The organism is Streptomyces sp. NPDC002580 (assembly GCF_042889485.1).
Taxonomy (GTDB): domain Bacteria; phylum Actinomycetota; class Actinomycetes; order Streptomycetales; family Streptomycetaceae; genus Streptomyces.
Genome location: NZ_JBIAQZ010000019.1, coordinates 53,423 through 70,007 on the forward strand (window position 1 = coordinate 53,423; position 16,585 = coordinate 70,007).

Here is a 16,585-nt window from a genome sequence, read left to right on the forward strand (position 1 = left end):
GGAGGCGCCCGGGGCGCTGGGGGCACCCCCCATTCCACCCCTGGGGGGGGGCGCGCCCGCGGCGCGGGCCCCCCGCCCGGGGGGCGGGGGCCGGCCCCCCCCGCGGCGCCCCGGCCGACGGCTTTCATTACGCCACGCGGAGGGTGTAGCGACCGGAGGTGTGCGCGGTGAGTCGCCAGCCTCCGGGCCGTTTCGCCAGCCGGATGCCGGTGAGACCGTCGCCTGTGGCTTCGGGGCGGCCCGCGCCGGGGATCCACACGTCCAGCGTGCCCTTCCCGAAGCCGGTCAGACGCAGGTCCCGCTCGGTGAGGGAGGACCGCAGGAAGTTCAGGCGGCCGGGAGCGCTGCGCGGGTAGGCCTGGGACAGCGCCGTGGTCTCGAAGGCCGGGCTCGGCAGCGGCTTGCCGTCGGGGCAGGTGTACAGCACGACGCCGCCGCCCGACGTGGTGGCCTCGGGATCGTTCTGCGGGTCACCGCAGGCCTTCTTCCACACCCAGATCGCCGAGCCCAGGATGCCGGTGTTCTGCCGTTCCAGGAAACGGTCGAATCGGGAGCGGAAGTCGTCGGGTTCCCCGAACCATCCCCACTCGCCCGACCACAGCGGTACCCCGTAGGCGCGGGCGGTGCGCTCGGCGGCGGTGTAGCCCTGCTCGATCGAGGTCAGGGTGATGCCCAGCCCCTGGTCCATGGTGATCGACTCGCTGTACAGGTGAGGCGAGAAGACAAGCTGCGGGTCGTCGACGAACCGGACCGGCGGGGTGGTGTCGAAGCCGAGCCCGGACCAGAGGATCGAGGGTTCGAAGAACACCAGGTGGTGGAAGCCGCCGGACACCTTCGACTCCGCGGCGCGGATGGAGGTGATCGCCTGCTGGTAGAGGCGTCCGAGCAGGATCGAGGAGGTGACGCCCGGGGCGTTGCCGGGGCCCGGTTCGTTGAGGAGGTCGTAGCCGGCGACAGCGGGGTCGTCCGCGAAGGTCTTGGCGAGGCGGCCCCACATGCGGGCGAACTCGGTGCCGATGCCGTCGGTGTCGTTGTAGAGGTTGGTGAACGCCTGCTGCACGTTGGGTGCGAGGTCGCGGCCGAGGAAGCCGCAGGCCTTGGCGCCGTCGGTGAGGGTCGCCCACTCCGGGGCGCCGTCGTTGCCGAACTCCGGTGAGGCGTTGGCCCGGCACTTCGTTCCGGGTGCCGCGCTGACGTACTTCGAGTAGGTGTCCTGGTGGATGTCGAGGACGGTGTGGATGCCGTGGTCGGCGGCCTGGTCGACCGCGGTGCGCACCCGCGCCAGGTACTCCTTGTCGAAGACGCCCCGCTTCGGCTCCAGGGCCGACCAGGACAGGGCGAGTCGCTGGACGGAGAAGCCGTACCGTTCCATCTGGGCGTAGTCGGCGTCCTCCAGCGGCCATACCGTGGGCTTGGCCGGGTCGGGCTGCCCGTAGTCGATGAGCTGGTTGACGTTCACGCCGCGGAGCAGCACCTGCCGCCCCGCGCTGTCGCCGATCACCGGGGACTGTCCGTTCGGGCGGAGCACGGTCAGCGGCAGGAGTTCGTTCCGGTCGCGGCCCGCGGTCTGCGTCTGCGAGCCGACGGGGGCCACCGCCGGTCCCGGTGCCAGGGTGCCGGCGGCGAGCGCGAATACGGCGGCCACCGCGACGGGCGGCGCCCACCGGACGGCCCAGGCGAGGCGGCCGCGCTGGGTCGAGGGCTCCGTCCGGCGTCTCCACGCCATTTCCGCGACCCAGGGCACGCACACGACGCCCGCGCACACGCCTGCGGTCACGCCCTCCGCGACCCGTACGAGCACGGACGCGACCGGGAACAGTGCCCCGCCGAAGCCGTTCAGGCATCCGTCGAGAATCCACAGGGGCGCGAAACCGAGTACGCCCGCAGCGGTGAGGGTGGTCGCGAGCGACCACAGCGTCACCCCGGTACGGGCGCGGGTCAGGCCGGGCGAGACGATCCGGCGCCAGAGCCCGACACCGGCGAGCACCGCCGCGACCCCGGTGACCAGGGTCGTCGGCCAGAGGCCGCCGGGTATCGGACCGGCGGCCCAGGCGAACGCTCCGGTCCCCGCCTGGAGTGCGACGGCGGCACCGGCCGGCAGCCACGCGAATCCGGCGACGGGGTCGACGACGACGCCCGAGCCCCGTACGCCACGCTCGCTCTCCTCAACGCCCCTGTCACCGTCGGCGCCCTTGCCGCTTTCGGCGCCTTTGCCGTTGAAGGCGTCCTTGTCACCGTCGGCGCTCTTGTCATTGTCGACGCTCTTGCGGCGGAGGCGCCACAGGCCGATCCGGTACGCCGACGCCGCCGGCCCCGCGATCAGCGGCCCGAACACGGCGTACTTCGCGCCGGTCAGACCGCACTCGGCGAACAGCGCCCCGGCTGTCGGGAAGATGTGCAGGCCCGTCGGCCCGGCGACCGCCAACAGCAGCACGCTGTAGGCCAGTTTGGCCAGGAACGCCACCAGGATCAGACTCGACCAGACGGCACCGAAGACCCAGCGTGCCTTCGCCCGGGGAGCCGCGGCACTCACCAGCCGGTGGACGGCCAGCGCGCTGCCGCCGATCAGCAGGGGCAGGAACACCATGGTGGCCCAGGCAGGACTCGTGGCGTTGCCGGGCAGGAAACCCGCGTCCAGCCAGTTCTCGGGGGCGAACAGTCCGGTCCCGTCGGCATAGCCGAGAACGGCGGAGAGGACCACGAGTACGACCGCGGTGGTGAGGGACGCGAGGTGGGCAAGCCGACGGCCACCGCGCTGATCATCGGCAAGGAGCATGGATCGAGAACATAGGGCAGTCCGAAGGTCGCGCGGAAGCCCTGTGAGCAGGAATTTCCACGGCTCGGCGAAGCCCGGACGGGTCCGGACGCCACGGTGACCCAGGACTGCTCGACCGATGTCCTCCGCCGGGACAGGAACGAAGATCCGAACTCCCGCTCCGGGCTTGGGAATCATCCGGTCAGGCACACGTCATCCCTTCAGTTCCCACGTCCTTCGGTGGCCCGCGCCGCCCGCAAAAGGCCACGTCGCCCAGGCCACCGAAGCGGATAACGATTTCGCTCTGCCGCTCATCCGGACCGGCCACCGCACGTTTGCGTGTCCTCGCCGTCCCCTCCCGCCCGCGGGCTGCGACGGCCGGGGCCGACCACCGAAATTCCGGGCCGCTCGATCTCGGACCCTCGACGAAGTACCCGCCGTCCCCCATGTACGTTCCGCACCGTCCCGCTGTCGGCGCGACCGAACGGACGAAGTCCAAGTCGCTGAGGCCGGAGGCCGGACCCGACACCGTGCGAGCCGAATTCTCAGGCCTCGCGAAGGACTACCGCCGCGGATCGGGGGCACGAGAGGACGCGTCACCATCACCGCAGAGGCTGCGGTGATGGCGACCCGTGGTGTCCGAAGGGGCCGGGCGGCCCCGTACGGGCCGACGCGGTCGGGAGGGAAGGGCGGTGGCCCCGTGGGACGGTGTCCGACAGAACCGTCACTCCGCCACGGTTCCTCACACGGTCACGGTGACGAGGCGCAGCACGGCACGGACAACAGGAGACGGTGGATGTCCCAGACCATCACGGCACGAGCCGAAGCGGACGAGCCGGTGGACCCGGCAGAGGCACGTCGGCGTAAGCAGCGGCTTCGCAGACGTCTGGAGCGGCTCATCGGCATCGCCGCGACCGAGGGGAACGAGCTCGTCCCCTTGCGCAACGGCGACCAGATCTTCGCCGCGATGCTCGACGCGGTGCGGTCCGCCGAACACACCGTCGACATGATGACCTTCGTGTACTGGCGCGGGCAGATAGCCCACGACTTCGCGGCCGCCCTGGCCGACCGGGCGCGGGCCGGGCTTCGCGTACGGCTGCTTCTGGACGGCTTCGGCGCGAAGCGGATCGAGCCGGACCTCCTGCGGACCATGACCTCCGCGGGCGTACAGGTGGCGTGGTTCCGTAAGCCGCTGTGGCTCTCCCCCCTGAAGCAGAACCACCGCTGCCACCGCAAGGCACTGGTCGTCGACGAGCACACCGCGTTCACCGGGGGCGTGGGCATCGCCGAGGAATGGTGCGGGGACGCCCGCGGCCCCTCCGAGTGGCGCGACACCCACGTCAAGGTACGAGGGCCCGCCGTCGACGGCATCGCCGCCGCGTTCGCACAGAACTGGGCGGAGTGCCATGAGGAACTCTTCGACGACCGGGACCGCTTCACAGGCCACGAGCAGCCCGGCACGGCGACCGTCCAGGTGGTGCGGGGCTCGGCGAGCTTCGGCTGGCAGGACATGCAGACCCTCGTCCGCGTGATGCTCTGCTCCGCGGAGGAGCGTTTCCGTCTCTCCACCGCCTACTTCGCCCCCGACCCCTACTTCGTGGATCTGCTGTGCGCGACGGCGCGCCGTGGTGTCCGGGTGGAGATCCTGCTGCCGGGCCCGCACACCGACCAGCGAGCCTGCCAGCTCGCCGGTCAGCACCATTACGGCGTGCTCCTGGACGCCGGCGTGGAGATCCGCCAGTACCAGCCGACCATGCTCCACACCAAGATCATGACGGTGGACGGGGTGGCATCGCTCATCGGCTCCAGCAACTTCAACCGCCGTTCCCTGGAGCACGACGAGGAGGTCATGCTCGCCGTCCTCGACGAGACGTTCACCACGGCTCTCGACCGGGACTTCGACGAGGACCGGAAACACGCCGTGGACATCGACCCGAGCCGCTGGCGACGCAGGTCCCCGCTCCAGCACGCCAAGGAGCTGGCCGTCGCCCCACTACGCCGCTTCCTCTAGGGCGAACCCCGGCGTGGCTCCCGGGCAGCGAATCCGGGGACGTCAATCACACTGCGGGCTCCGGTACTTCCCCGGCACCACCACGACCGCGCGGGTTACGTCGGCCGGAGACGCCGTGAAGCTGAGGTGACAACTCCTTAAGGCTCTCAAAGGCAGGTCGTCCAGGTCACGGTGGAACACCGTGACCTGGACGACCTCGTGCCTGATGCACCATGACCTGCAGGAACGAGTGAGTCGCCGTCGTCTCCTCATCCGCCCAGAAGCCCTACCGGCAGGCCCGGTCGACTACCAGATCGACGGCGACGGCTTTTGTGGATTGCCCCGGTGGCGGACTCGTACGGCGTGAGGGCATCGGCCTTTCGCTGGAGCCCGCGTCCTGGTTGTGACCGCGCAGCGCCTCACCGCCCGGGCGAAACGCCACGGAGCGGCCGCCAGGGTGGGCAGGAGGAAGCGAATCCGCCGTCGCCTTCCGGATCGAACCGGCCCGCCGCACGCCGTGTCTCGCGCAACTCGCCGCGCCACTCGCACAACCGGTACGAATCCACGACGGCGAACCTGCACGACACCGCCGCGGCGATCGGCGCCACTTCCCCGGAAGCCCTTCGGGCGCGATGGCCGGGCATCGCCGAAGCACGGCATCGATGGCGGCACCCCGAATCGCCTCCAGCCGGTGGCGCAGCCCCGGGCTGAGAGCTCAGCAGCTGGACGCCGTGTCGATCCTGATGCCGGTCACGGTGAAAGCTGAGCTGAAGTTCACGTGGTGGTTCGGAGGGAGGCAGAGGTACTGCGTGGCGCCGCTGCTGTTGACCGTGTAGCGAAGGTACGCCCGGTCGTCGTTACGGGTGTTGTTGACCCAGTCCGCGCCACGACTGTTGGGACCGAGGTTCTGGTAGGCGGTGGTGACGTCCTGGTAAGCGGCAGTGGTGCTGCCACTGCTCCACTGGCCGTCGGTCTGGTAGAAGCAGACCCTGGGGTACGTGCATCCATTGTAGGAGTCGGCCGACGCGGTGGGAGCCGTGGCCAGTGCTGCGGCGCCGAGGGAGGCGACTGCCGCACCCGTAATCGCGATGCGCTTCGTTGTTTTCATAGCTTCAAACGTGGTGGTGCACGACTCTTGATCAGGAGGGATTTTTCGGCCGACCTCTCTTTTAGCCCGAAATGGGCCAGCGGAGTCGGAGGTCCGACGAGGGCGTCGGACGTGTCCGTGGGTGATGAGGCAGGTGGTGCGGTGAAGGAGGGCCTTGTGTGGCGCCCTCGCACCGTTCCCGTCGGATGCGAGGGGGTCGAAAACCGTGGAGTGGGGTCAAGGGATCGTTCTCTCGACCACCCGGTGGAGAACACCCTGGCCGAAGCCGTGTTCCACGCCTCGGTCGGCGATGCCGGGACGGCTGCCGCGTCGCCGGAGCACGCGCCGGCGCTGTCTTGGTCAATGCCGTGGTCGGTGTTCGGTTCGTCGCCTGGAACGGGGTCGTGGAGGGGGCGATCTGGGCGACGGCCTCGAGTCGCCGCTCCCCTGCCGGCGGTACCTGGACCGGGCGGCTCGTGAGATGTGCCTGTACAGCGATGCGCTGAACAAGCCCCACCTCACGGCCGCCCGCTTCTCCCGTCGGCTCACACCGTCGTCACCTCACCATTGCGTCCGAGCAGGAGTGGCTCCGCCGGCCCGGCGAGCCTGCCCGGTCAGAGGCCGGCGTCGGTCACCGGGTCACAAAGCCGCAGGGGCTCCTTCCCCGTGGAACTGGTTGCGCGGCACCGGCAGCCCGTAGTGCTCGCGAAGGGTCGCGCCCTCGTACTCGGCACGGAACAGGCCCTTGGCGCGCAGGATCGGCAGGACGTGCTCGATGAAGCTTTCCAGGCCGGAGGGCAGGGACGGTGCCATGATGTTGAAACCGTCCGCGGCGCCGCCCTCGAACCAGGTGATGATGGTGTCCGCCACCTGCTCGGGGGTGCCGATGAACTCGAAGTGTCCACGGCCGCCGCCGAGCCGCGAGATGATCTGACGGACTGTCAATCTCTCGCGTTCCGCGAGCTCGATGATCAGGTCGGAGCGGCTCTGCGAGCCTTCCAGCTTCGGTCGCGCGAGGATGAAGTCCGGTAGTGGCCGGTCGAGTTCGAATGCCGTCGGCTCGGTCTCGAAGATGGCCGACAGCTGACGCAGCCCGTACTCCGGGACGCGGAGTTCGTCGAACCGCTTCGCCAGTTCCTGGGCTTCCGCCTCGGTCGACCCGATGTACGGGACGATGCCCGGCAGCACGATCACGCCGTCCGGGTCGCGCCCCGCGGCCCTGGTCCTTGCCTTGATGTCGGCGTAGAAGCCGGCGGCGCGCTCGTACGTCCGGTGGGCGGTGAAGATCGCCTCGGCGTGCCGCGCCGCGAAGTCCTTGCCGTCCTCGGAGGAGCCGGCCTGCACGAGCAGGGGGTGGCCCTGCGGTGGGCGGGCGACGTTGAGCGGGCCGGCCACCGAGAAGCGCGTGCCCCGGTGGTCGATCCGGTGGAGCCTCGTGGGGTCCACGTAACGCCCGGCCGTCTTGTCGGCGACGATCGCCTCGGATTCCCAGCTGTCCCACAGCGCCTTGGCTATGTGCAGGAACTCGTCGGCCCGTGCGTACCGTTCGGCGTGGTCGGGACGGTCGACGAGGCCGAAGTTGGCGGCCTCGTCGGCGCCCGCCGAGGTGACGATGTTCCATCCGGCCCGGCCACCGCTGACGTGGTCGACCGACGCGAGGCGACGGGCGAGGTTGTAGGGCTCGTTGTACGTGGACGACACGGTCGCGATGAGGCCGATCCTGCTGGTCGCCTGTGACAGCGCGGTCAGCAGGGTGAGCGGCTCGAGCTGGCCCGGCGGCCGGAACTCTCCCGTGCCGAAGAGGGCCGGGCCGTCCGCCAGGAACAGCGAGTCGAACTTGGCGTTTTCCGCCAGTCGAGCCAGCTCGATCCAGTGCCGCAGGTCGAAGTCCGCCCGCGCGTTGCTGTGCGGGAGCCGCCAGGCGGCCTCGTGGTGTCCGGCCTCCATGAGGAAGGCGTTGAGGTGGAGTCGGCGTCTTGTCCGGTCACTCACTGCTGTTCTCCAGTCCGTTCTGTGGTGTGCCGACTCAGCCGACCGACAGCTTCGAGCTGTCGTAGCCGGCCGGGAGGAGGTTGTCGGTGATCGATGGGACGTCGACGTCCTTGGTGATCTGGCCCGCCTCGCGGAAGGAGTCGGCGAGTTCCTGCTCCGCCGCGATGTCCGCCTTCTCCACCGGAGTGACCCGGAACCGGAAGGCGGCCAGCGTCGCCTTGGCATCGGCCAGGGGGATGCCCTGCTCCTTGGACAGTGCCTGTGCGTGCTTGTCGGGGTGCTCGACCGCCCAGGCGAAGGTGCGGGAGAGCCTCTTGAGGACATCGGTCAGGGCCGCCCGCTTCGTACGGTCCTTGAGCGAGGTGTCACTGGCGACGTAGTAGCTGCTGGTCTGGTCGAGTGGCGGGAGGCCCTTCGCCAGGACGCGCGCGCCGTTCTTGACCGCGATCGCCGACTGCGGGTTCCAGATCGACCAGGCGTCCACCTTGCCGGTGTTGAAGGCCGTGGCGCCGGCCGCCGGGTCGAGGAAGACCACCTTCACGTCCTTGAGGCCGAGGCCCACGCTTTTGATCGCGTTCAGGGCCAGGCCGTGCGCCGAACTGCCCTGCGGTACGGCGATCTTCTTTCCCTTGAGGTCCTTGAGCGTCTTCAGCTTCGAGCCCTTCGGCACGATGATGTTCTCCAGCGCCTGGTCGGGCCTGAGCGACCGGTTCACAGCGACGATTTTGAAGCCGTACTCCTTCGCGGCTCCGGTGATCGGCGGCACGTCGCCGACGCTCCCGAGGTCGATGTCGCCCGACGCGGCCGCCTGGACGAGCGGCGGACCGTAGGTGAAGCGGGCGAACTTCACCTTGTAGGGCGCGTTGTCGAACACGCCGGTGATCTCGGCGAGTTCCTCGCTGCCGTCGCCGCCGTTGTCACCGATGGTGAAGGTGTACTTCTTCCACTCGGGGTGGTTGTCGGCAGCGGATCCGCTGGGGCCGCTCAGGGGCGCGGCGGCCTCCGACGTCGAAGCGCAGCCGACGAGGGTGCTTCCCAGGGCGAGCAGGCCGACGGTGGTGACGATTCGGGAGGTTCTTCTGGGCATGGCTTCTCACGTGCCTTCTGTGCTCTGGTGGGAGGGGTCGCGGGATGTGCTGGACGAAGTCGGTCGTGGATCGAGCCGGTCGTGGACGGCGTCAGTGCTGGTTGGCCAGACCGAGGTCCTCCAGGAGCGCGGAGCGCAGCTCCTCTCGCGCGACTCCCGCCTCGCGGTCCGCGGCCGACAGCTCGACGAGGTGCGAGGTGCCGATGCGTCCGTCGCTCATGACGACGACACGGTCGGCCAGCGCGATCGCCTCGTCGACGTCGTGGGTGACCAGCAGCATGGCCGCGTGGTGCTTGTTCCGCAGCGCCCGTACGAGGTCGTGCATGCGCAGCCGGGTGATCGCGTCGAGCGCGGCGAACGGCTCGTCGAGCAGGACGAGTTCGGGCTCCGAGACCAGTGCCCGGGCCAGCGAGACCCGCTGGGCCTCGCCGCCGGAGAGCTCCTTGGGCCAGGCCTTCTCGCGGCCCGCGAGTCCGACCTCGGTGAGCGCGTGACGGGCCCGCTGGTCGGCGTCCGGTCCGTGCAGGCCGAGGGTGACGTTGCGCAGCACCCGCTGCCACGGCAGCAGGCGGTCGCCCTGGAACACGATCGCCCGCTTCGCCGGGACCTCGACCCGCCCGCCGTCCGGCCGGTCGAGACCGGCCAGCAGCCTCAGGAGGGTGCTCTTCCCGCAGCCGGACGGGCCCAGCAGGACGACCAGTTCCTCGTCGGCGATGGTGAGGTCCAGACGGTCGAGGACGACGCGGTCCCCGAACCGGCGGACGACCTGCTCGGCGACGGCGCCCGCCTGCTGGTGCGGCCGTGTGCCGTGGGGGGTGACCGTGGTGCTCATGACGCCTCATAACCGGGGCGCCACCTCAGCAGCACCCGCTCGAGAACCCGGACGAGCTGGTCGGCGAGCAGCCCGAGGAGTGAATAGACCACCAGCCCCACGAAGACCTGGTCCGTCTGCAGGTACGTCTGCCCTTGCGTGATGAGGAACCCGAGCCCCTTGTCGGCGTTGACCGTCTCGGCGGCGACGAGGCCCAGCAGGCTGTACGCGAGAGAGAACCGCAGGCCGACCAGGAATCCCGGCAGGGCTCCGGGTACGAGTACCCGACTCACGAGGCGCCAGGTTCCGGCGCCCGTCGTCCGTGTCATCTCGATCAGCCGCTGGTCGACGCCCCGGATCGCGGCGAACAGGTTGAGATACATGGGGACGCCCGCGCCGAACGAGATCAGCAGCACCTTCGTGAGCTCGTCGATGCCGAACCACACGATCATCAGCGGCAGCACCGCCAGCAGCGGGATCGTGTTCAGGATCTGCACGAGGCCGTTGAACAGGTACTCGCCGCTGCGCAGCAGTCCGCCGAGCACTCCGCTGACGATGCCCACGGTCAGACCGAGCGCGAGTCCTGTCCCGGCCCGTTGCAGCGAGACGGCCAGGTCCGGTCCGAGGACGCCCTGCTGCCACAGGTCGACCGCGGACGCGACGATGGAGGTCGGCGCCGGGGCGTAGGTCTTCTGCACGGCTCCGGCCCTGGCCAGGATCTCCCAGGCGATGAGGACCACGGCAGGAGTCGTGTAGATGCCGAGCGGCCAGCGCAGCCGCTCACGGAGTGTGCGGAGCAGGGTCCTGCGGCGGGCGTCGCGCGGCAGGAAGACCTCGCGCCGTGGCACGGTCGTCGGCCCGGCGGTGGCGGGCCCGACGACGGGCCTCTTGAGACTGACCTCGGTCATCGGCCGGCCACCTCCAGCACCTTGCTGTAGTGCGAGGCGTCGCCGAGGAGTTGCTCGCTGCGGCGGCCGTCGACACCGACCGGCACGTCGCCCGCGACCGTCACCCGGTTGAGGCGGCGCGGGTGGTCGTCGTAGTTGTCCACCCCGTAGTGCTGGGTGATCCTGTTGTCGAAGACCAGCAGTTGGTCCGGGGCCCAGGTCCAGCGCAGGATGTTCTCCGGTCGGGTCACGTACGACTGGAGGATGTGCAGCAGTTCGGCCGACTCACCGCTCGACAGGCCGACGATCCGCCGGGCGAACCCGCCGATGAAGAGCCCGCGTTCACCCGTGAGCGGATGCACCCGTACGAGCGGATGCTCCGTCTCGTACGGGGTGGACCGGAAGGCCCGGTCGTACTCCTCGCGCAGTGCCGATGCCGCCGCGGGGCGTGCGTAGTCGTACTGGTTGGTGTGTACGACCCGTAGCGTGTCCGCGAGGGTGCGGAGCGGGTCGGGCAGGTCCCGGTAGGCCGCGGCCGCGTTCGCGACGAGTGTCTCGCCGCCGTAGGGGGTGGTCACGACGGACCGGAGCGTGGTGAGCTGTGGCGGGTTGACCACGAAGGTGACGTCGGTGTGCCATTCGTCGGCCTTGGACGTCTCACTGTCCACGGCGAGCACGTTCGTCGTGCCGTCGACGGCCGGGACGTTCGGGTGAGCGGTGGTGAGATCACCGAACCAGGCGGCCACGCGCTCCTGACCGGCGTTGTCGAGGCGCGCCTGGTCGAACACGATCGCCTTGTGCTCGTCGAGTGCCTTCCGGAGCGCGGTGACGGTCGGAGGATCGGGCGGCGCGGTGAGGTCGACGCCCTCGACTAGCGCGCCGACGCGGCTCGTGAGTCTGCGGATGATCGGAGGCATGAGGAGTTTTCCCTCTCGAGGAATCGGGCGCACCATCGGGTGCCGGTGTCGCGTGCTGAATGTCGGGTGCTGCATCGGATGTTGTGCGTCGCGTGCCGTGCGTCGCGGGTGCTGAGCGGGTGCCGGCTGCAAGGAGGACCACGAACGACGGCACCGGGGTCGGCCGCGTCGCGACAGGCCCCTACCGTCGCGCGGGGCGTACGCGACGAAGGCCGGACCGCGAGGCACAGGTCGGGCCACCGTGCCGGTCGGCGCGCGCTGTCCGGAGTGGACCGGGGGAAGTCCCGCCGGTTCCGCGCCACTTGCACGACGTGTCCTCGCCCCGCTGTGGCGGGAGCCCCCTCGCCGGCCTCGCGTCGAGCCGCCGCCGCTTCCCGTGATGGGAGAGCGGGAGCGCAGCGAGGAGCTGGGGGCGAAGGCAGTCGTACGGTGGAGACCGCGGTCTCTCGGAGGACGAGCCGGGGTGGAGCTTCGCTCCCACCCCTGCCGGTGCTACGCCTTGGGCGCGCACCGGACGTCGCCGGGGACCACTTCGCGGATCAGTGACACACCGTGGGGATCAACGACAACAGAACGCGCTGGAGACGTGCGCCAGGTCGATGTGGCGCCTCCGAGTCAATTCCACGCGCGGGTTCATGGAACGTGAGTTGAGCAGACGCCCACGCCGTCGGTCAATAAGTTCCCGGCAGGTCTCACATTGCGGAAACGTGAGCGCTCCCCCACTCCTGGCGGACGAGGTCGCGGACCGTGCCCCGTGCGCGGACGGGCGCCCCGAGCCGACATGTCCCAACCGGCACCGTGTGCGCGAAGGACGCGTCCCGCAGCGCCCGGGCCCCTCCCCCGGGCCGTCAGCCGCTGGCACAACTCCCCACCGGAATCCCGAAAACTCAAGGTCAGCAGCGTAGTCGGCCACTCCGCAGGTGGCGCAACATTCCGGCAACACGCCTATCCCTATGGAATCGATAGGGTTCGACCCGTGCCTCCCACCGACCGCATCCGAGACCACGCCGGCCAGGGCGCGACCACCGTCGCCGCCCACCGTGCGCGGCGCCGGCTGCGCGCCGATCAGGCCCGGCAACTCGCCGACCTCCTGCGCCAACAGCTCCTCACCGGGGGCTTCCCCACCGGCACGCTGCCTCACGAGTCGACCCTCGCGAGCGAGTACGGGGCCTCCCGCAACACCGTCCGCCAGGCTCTCGACCTCCTGCGCTCGGAGGGCCTCGTCGAACGCCAGCCGGGCGTCGGCACGGTGATCGTCTGCCGCAAGTACCCGCACGGGCTGGACCGTCTGATGGGCCTCGCCGAGACCCTCCACGAACACGGCCGGGTCACCAACGAGGTCCGCACGATGGGCCCCGTCCCCGCGCCCGCCCCGGTAGCCGAACGCCTCCACGTCCCACCCGGCACCGAGGTCCTCTACATCGAGCGCCTGCGCCGACTGGGCGGCCTCCCCCTGTCACTCGACCTCACCTACATCCCCCTGGACGTCGGCACCGCCCTGCTCGGCGCCGACCTCGAGAACACCGACGTCTTCCGCCTCCTGGAAGCCATCACCGGCCGGCCGCTCGGCCACGCCGCGATCACCCTGGAGGCGGTCACCGCGGACGCCCACACCGCCGCCGTCCTCGAAGCCCCGCGCGGCGCGGCCGTCCTCATGCTGGAACGCCTCACCCACCTCGCCGACGGCCGCCCGGTCGACCTGGAGTTCATCCGGTTCCGCGGCGACCGCATCACGATGAGCGGCCTTCTGCACCGGTCGCTCTGACCCCTTCCGTTTCCTCCGTACGACCTTCCCGGAGACAGCCATGCCCTTGGCACCCCAGCGGGCCGACGTGCCCGTGACCATCGACCAGTCGAAGTGCATCGACGGCTGCACGCTCTGCGTGGACATGTGCCCGCTGGACTCGCTCGCCATCGACGACAGCAACGGCAAGGCGTACATGCACGTCGACGAGTGCTGGTACTGCGGCCCGTGCGCGGCCCGCTGTCCCACCGGAGCCGTCACGGTCAACATGCCCTACCTGCTCCGGTGAAAGGTATCGAACCCCCATGAAACACGCACCAGTTGCCGCCACCGCTCTGCTGCTCCTCCCCCTGACCGCCTGCGGCGGCAACGCCGCGGCGGGCGGCGAGGGCTCCACCGTCACCGTGACCGTCGGCTACCAGTCCAAGACCATCAACACGGTCACTGCGGGCACCCTCCTGCGCTCCCTCGGCTACTTCGAGAAGGACCTCAACGCCCTGCACGACGGCCACACCTACAAGGTCGACTGGCAGGACTACGCCACCGGTGCCCCGATCACCGCCCAGATGACCGCCGGGAAGATCGACATCGGCTCGATGGGCGACTTCCCGCTCCTCATCAACGCGGCCCGCGGCAAGCAGCTCGACCGACCCACCCGGCTCGTCTCGGTCACCGGCTACAACCTCCGCGGCGGCCTCAACACCATCGTCACCGCCCCCGACTCCCCGCTCCGTTCCCTCGAGGACCTGAAGGGCAAGAAGGTCTCGACGAGTATCGGCTCCGCCGCCGACGGCACACTCGTACGTGCCCTGCAACGCGCGGGCATCGACCCCGACAAGGACATCGACAAGCTCAACCAGCAGCCTGCGGTGGGCGCGTCCGCCCTCGCCGCGGGCAGCGCGGACGCGCTGTCGCAGTTCGTCGCCTGGCCGGGTCTGCTCGCCTACCAGGGCAAGGCCAAGGCCCTTTACGACGGCGCCCAGTTGAACCTGCCCACCTTCCACGGAGTCACCGTCCGCCAGGACTTCGCGAAACAGCGTCCCGCCGTCCTGGAAGCGTTCCTCAAGGCCCAGGCGGAGGCCACGGACTACCTCAACGCCCACCCCGTCCCCGCCGCCGAGAAGGTCGCCGAGACCACCGGCCTGCCCGCCGAGGTCGTGTACCTGTACAACGGCGCCCACGGCATCTCCACCTTCGCCCCGGCGATCGAACCGCGTTTCGTCTCCGCCCTGAAGCAGGACGTGTCGATCCTCAAGTCCGCGAAACTCACCGGCGACGTGGACGTGGACGCCTTCGTCGACGACCGGTACATCAAGAAGGCCCTCGGCACCGCCTACACCGAACGCCTCGCCACGACGCCCGCACCGGCCGCGAGCGAGGTGTGGCCAAAGGGCGCCACGCGGACCCGTACCTTCAAGTCCCCCGCCGAGCTTCTGCGTCACGTCGCCCGGCACGAAAACACGATCCGCGCCGCCTACGTACCCGACGCCACCACCGGCACCCTGTGGTTCGCCGACAAGGCGGTCTGGGTGACCGACGGCGACCTGCTCCTGCCCTTCGTCGCGCCGGCGACCGCGAAGGCCTACCTGGCCGGGCACGGCGGCGCCCGCGTCATCACGTACGCCGGCGCACTGCGGCGGGCGTCATGACCCGGCGGGCGCGACAGGCCGGCCGGTTCACCCTCCGGTATCCGGGACGGACCGGGCGGTTCGCCCTGCGCGTCGGTTCGCTGACGGCCGCCCTCGGCGTCTGGCAACTGCTGACCGGCCTGGACGTCGACCTGTGGCTGCGCTTCTCCCAGTTCCCCACGGCCGCCGACATTGCACGCGCCTTCACCGACCGCGTGACCGGCCCCGACTACTGGACGGACCTCACCGACAGCCTCACCCGCATCCTCACCGGCTTCCTGCTCGCCGCCGTCCTCGGCGTCGCCACGGGCGTGCTGGTGGCCCGCTCCCGTCTCGCCGAGGACCTGCTCGGCCCGCTGCTGGAAGTGATCCGGCCCATCCCCGCCATCGCCCTCGTCCCCGTGGCGATCCTTCTCCTGCCCTCCAACGAACAGGGCATCGTCTTCATCACCTTCACCGCCGCCTTCTTCCCGGTCCTGGTCTCCACCCGGCACTCGGTCCGCGCGCTGACCCCGGTGTGGGAAGAGGCGGTGCGCACGATGGGCGCCGGCCGCGCCCGGATCCTCGCATCGGTCGTCCTGCCGGGCGCACTGCCCGGCATCTTCGGCGGCCTCTCCGTCGGCCTCGGCGTCTCGTGGATCTGCGTGATCTCCGCCGAGATGATCTCCGGGCAGTACGGCGTCGGCTACCGCACCTGGCAGGACTACACGATCGTCGACTATCCGGGCGTGTTCGTCGGGATGGTGACGATCGGGATCCTCGGCTGGGCCACCTCCACGGCCGTGGAACTGCTCGGCCGCCGCCTGACCCACTGGCTGCCGCGCACGTCGTACGTGCCCGGCGGACGGGTTCCGCGAAGCGTTCACCGCGCCGACGCCCCCGCGCCGGCAGCGACCAGGACCGAGGAGGACGCGCCCCATGACCAGCTTGTCTGACGTCCGTTCACCGTCGCGCGCCGGAGCGCGGCTGGAGCTTCGCGCGGCCACCCTCGGCCGCCCGGGCGCGCCGGTGCTGGACGAGGTGGACCTCGACGTGGCCCCCGGCGAGATCCTCACCGTCGTCGGCCCCTCGGGCTGCGGCAAGTCCACCCTGCTGCGCACACTGGCCGGGTTGCTGGCTCCGCTGGCCGGGGAGGTCAGCCAGGACGCGCACCGGCTGGACGGTCCCTCCGCCGACCGGGCCCTGATCTTCCAGGAGGATGCCCTCCTGCCGTGGCGCACCTTGCGGTCCAATGTCGAACTGCCCCTCGCCATCAAGGGGTTGCCCCGCTCCGAACGCCGTGCCCTCGCCGGATCCTGGCTGGACCGGGTCGGACTGGCCGAGCGGTCCGGGCAGTTGCCGCACCGCGTCTCCGGCGGCCAGCGCCAGCGCGCACAACTGGCCCGCGCCCTGGCCCCGGCACCCCGCGCCGTCCTCATGGACGAACCCTTCGGCGCCCTGGACGCGCAGACCCGCGCCGGCATGCAGAACCTGCTGGTGGAAGTTCTGCGGGGCACGGGCGCGACCGTCGTGTTCGTCACCCACGACGTCGACGAGGCCCTGTTCCTCGGCGACCGGGTGGCACTGCTCCGTGCCGGCCGCCTCGCCGCACTGCGATCCGTGCCCCGTCCGCGCGACCGTACGGCGCACGACGATCCGGCGCGCTCGGCGCTGCGGCGCGAAGTCCTCTCCTCGCTCGGTACCTGAA

At 70.4% G+C, this 16,585-nt stretch carries 13 protein-coding genes; 6 read left to right on the forward strand and 7 right to left on the reverse strand.

The genetic code is table 11. From position 1 onward, the window contains the following. Positions 1-127: 127 nt before the first annotated feature. The gene (locus tag ACFYW7_RS36755; RefSeq protein WP_389510617.1) at positions 128-2,776 is read right to left on the reverse strand and encodes a cellulase family glycosylhydrolase; all 2,649 of its coding nucleotides are present in this window, start codon (positions 2,774-2,776) and stop codon (positions 128-130) included. A gap of 775 nt (positions 2,777-3,551) precedes the next feature. On the opposite strand from ACFYW7_RS36755, the gene ACFYW7_RS36760 reads away from it, so the two are divergent. Further along, the gene (locus ACFYW7_RS36760; protein ID WP_389510619.1) at positions 3,552-4,766 is read left to right on the forward strand and encodes a phosphatidylserine/phosphatidylglycerophosphate/cardiolipin synthase family protein; all 1,215 of its coding nucleotides are present in this window, start codon (positions 3,552-3,554) and stop codon (positions 4,764-4,766) included. Positions 4,767-5,460: 694 nt separating this feature from the next. Here the strand turns inward: ACFYW7_RS36760 and ACFYW7_RS36765 are convergent. From ACFYW7_RS36765 to ACFYW7_RS36790, 6 genes are all read right to left on the reverse strand, one after another. Next, positions 5,461-5,853, reverse strand: a complete 393-nt coding sequence (locus ACFYW7_RS36765) for a hypothetical protein (RefSeq protein ID WP_389510621.1) — start codon at positions 5,851-5,853, stop codon at positions 5,461-5,463. A 618-nt stretch (positions 5,854-6,471) separates the two neighbouring features. Then, positions 6,472-7,779, reverse strand: a complete 1,308-nt coding sequence (locus tag ACFYW7_RS36770) for an LLM class flavin-dependent oxidoreductase (protein WP_389510669.1) — start codon at positions 7,777-7,779, stop codon at positions 6,472-6,474. Between the two features lie 79 nt (positions 7,780-7,858). Then, complete coding sequence (locus ACFYW7_RS36775) at positions 7,859-8,911, reverse strand: aliphatic sulfonate ABC transporter substrate-binding protein (protein WP_389510623.1); 1,053 nt, start codon at positions 8,909-8,911, stop codon at positions 7,859-7,861. Positions 8,912-9,002: 91 nt separating this feature from the next. Beyond that, positions 9,003-9,743 carry an ABC transporter ATP-binding protein gene (locus ACFYW7_RS36780; protein WP_389510625.1) on the reverse strand — a complete coding sequence of 247 codons (741 nt, stop codon included), beginning with the start codon at positions 9,741-9,743 and terminating at the stop codon, positions 9,003-9,005. Next, positions 9,740-10,630 (reverse strand): ABC transporter permease, encoded by an 891-nt coding sequence (locus tag ACFYW7_RS36785; protein ID WP_389510627.1) that lies wholly within the window; start codon positions 10,628-10,630, stop codon positions 9,740-9,742. The genes ACFYW7_RS36780 and ACFYW7_RS36785 overlap by 4 nt, the downstream gene beginning before the upstream one ends. Continuing rightward, positions 10,627-11,526: a TauD/TfdA dioxygenase family protein gene (locus ACFYW7_RS36790; RefSeq protein WP_389510629.1), complete on the reverse strand. Its 900-nt coding sequence runs from the start codon at positions 11,524-11,526 to the stop codon at positions 10,627-10,629. The genes ACFYW7_RS36785 and ACFYW7_RS36790 overlap by 4 nt, the downstream gene beginning before the upstream one ends. 976 nt (positions 11,527-12,502) lie before the next feature. Here ACFYW7_RS36790 and ACFYW7_RS36795 point away from each other — a divergent pair. From ACFYW7_RS36795 to ACFYW7_RS36815, 5 genes are read left to right on the forward strand one after another with little or no spacing between them, the layout of a single operon-like run. Further along, entirely contained in the window at positions 12,503-13,291 is a 789-nt protein-coding gene (locus ACFYW7_RS36795; protein WP_389510631.1) for a GntR family transcriptional regulator, read from the forward strand. A 40-nt stretch (positions 13,292-13,331) separates the two neighbouring features. After that, the gene (locus tag ACFYW7_RS36800; RefSeq protein ID WP_389510633.1) at positions 13,332-13,559 is read left to right on the forward strand and encodes a ferredoxin family protein; all 228 of its coding nucleotides are present in this window, start codon (positions 13,332-13,334) and stop codon (positions 13,557-13,559) included. 16 nt (positions 13,560-13,575) lie between these two features. Then, positions 13,576-14,919: an ABC transporter substrate-binding protein gene (locus ACFYW7_RS36805; protein WP_389510635.1), complete on the forward strand. Its 1,344-nt coding sequence runs from the start codon at positions 13,576-13,578 to the stop codon at positions 14,917-14,919. Then, positions 14,916-15,833, forward strand: coding sequence for an ABC transporter permease (locus tag ACFYW7_RS36810; protein WP_389510637.1), 918 nt, complete (start codon positions 14,916-14,918; stop codon positions 15,831-15,833). Before ACFYW7_RS36805 ends, ACFYW7_RS36810 begins: the two co-directional genes overlap by 4 nt. Then, on the forward strand, positions 15,817-16,584 hold the full coding sequence (locus ACFYW7_RS36815; RefSeq protein WP_389510639.1) for an ABC transporter ATP-binding protein: 768 nt from the start codon (positions 15,817-15,819) through the stop codon (positions 16,582-16,584). The genes ACFYW7_RS36810 and ACFYW7_RS36815 overlap by 17 nt, the downstream gene beginning before the upstream one ends. Position 16,585: the final 1 nt, after the last annotated feature.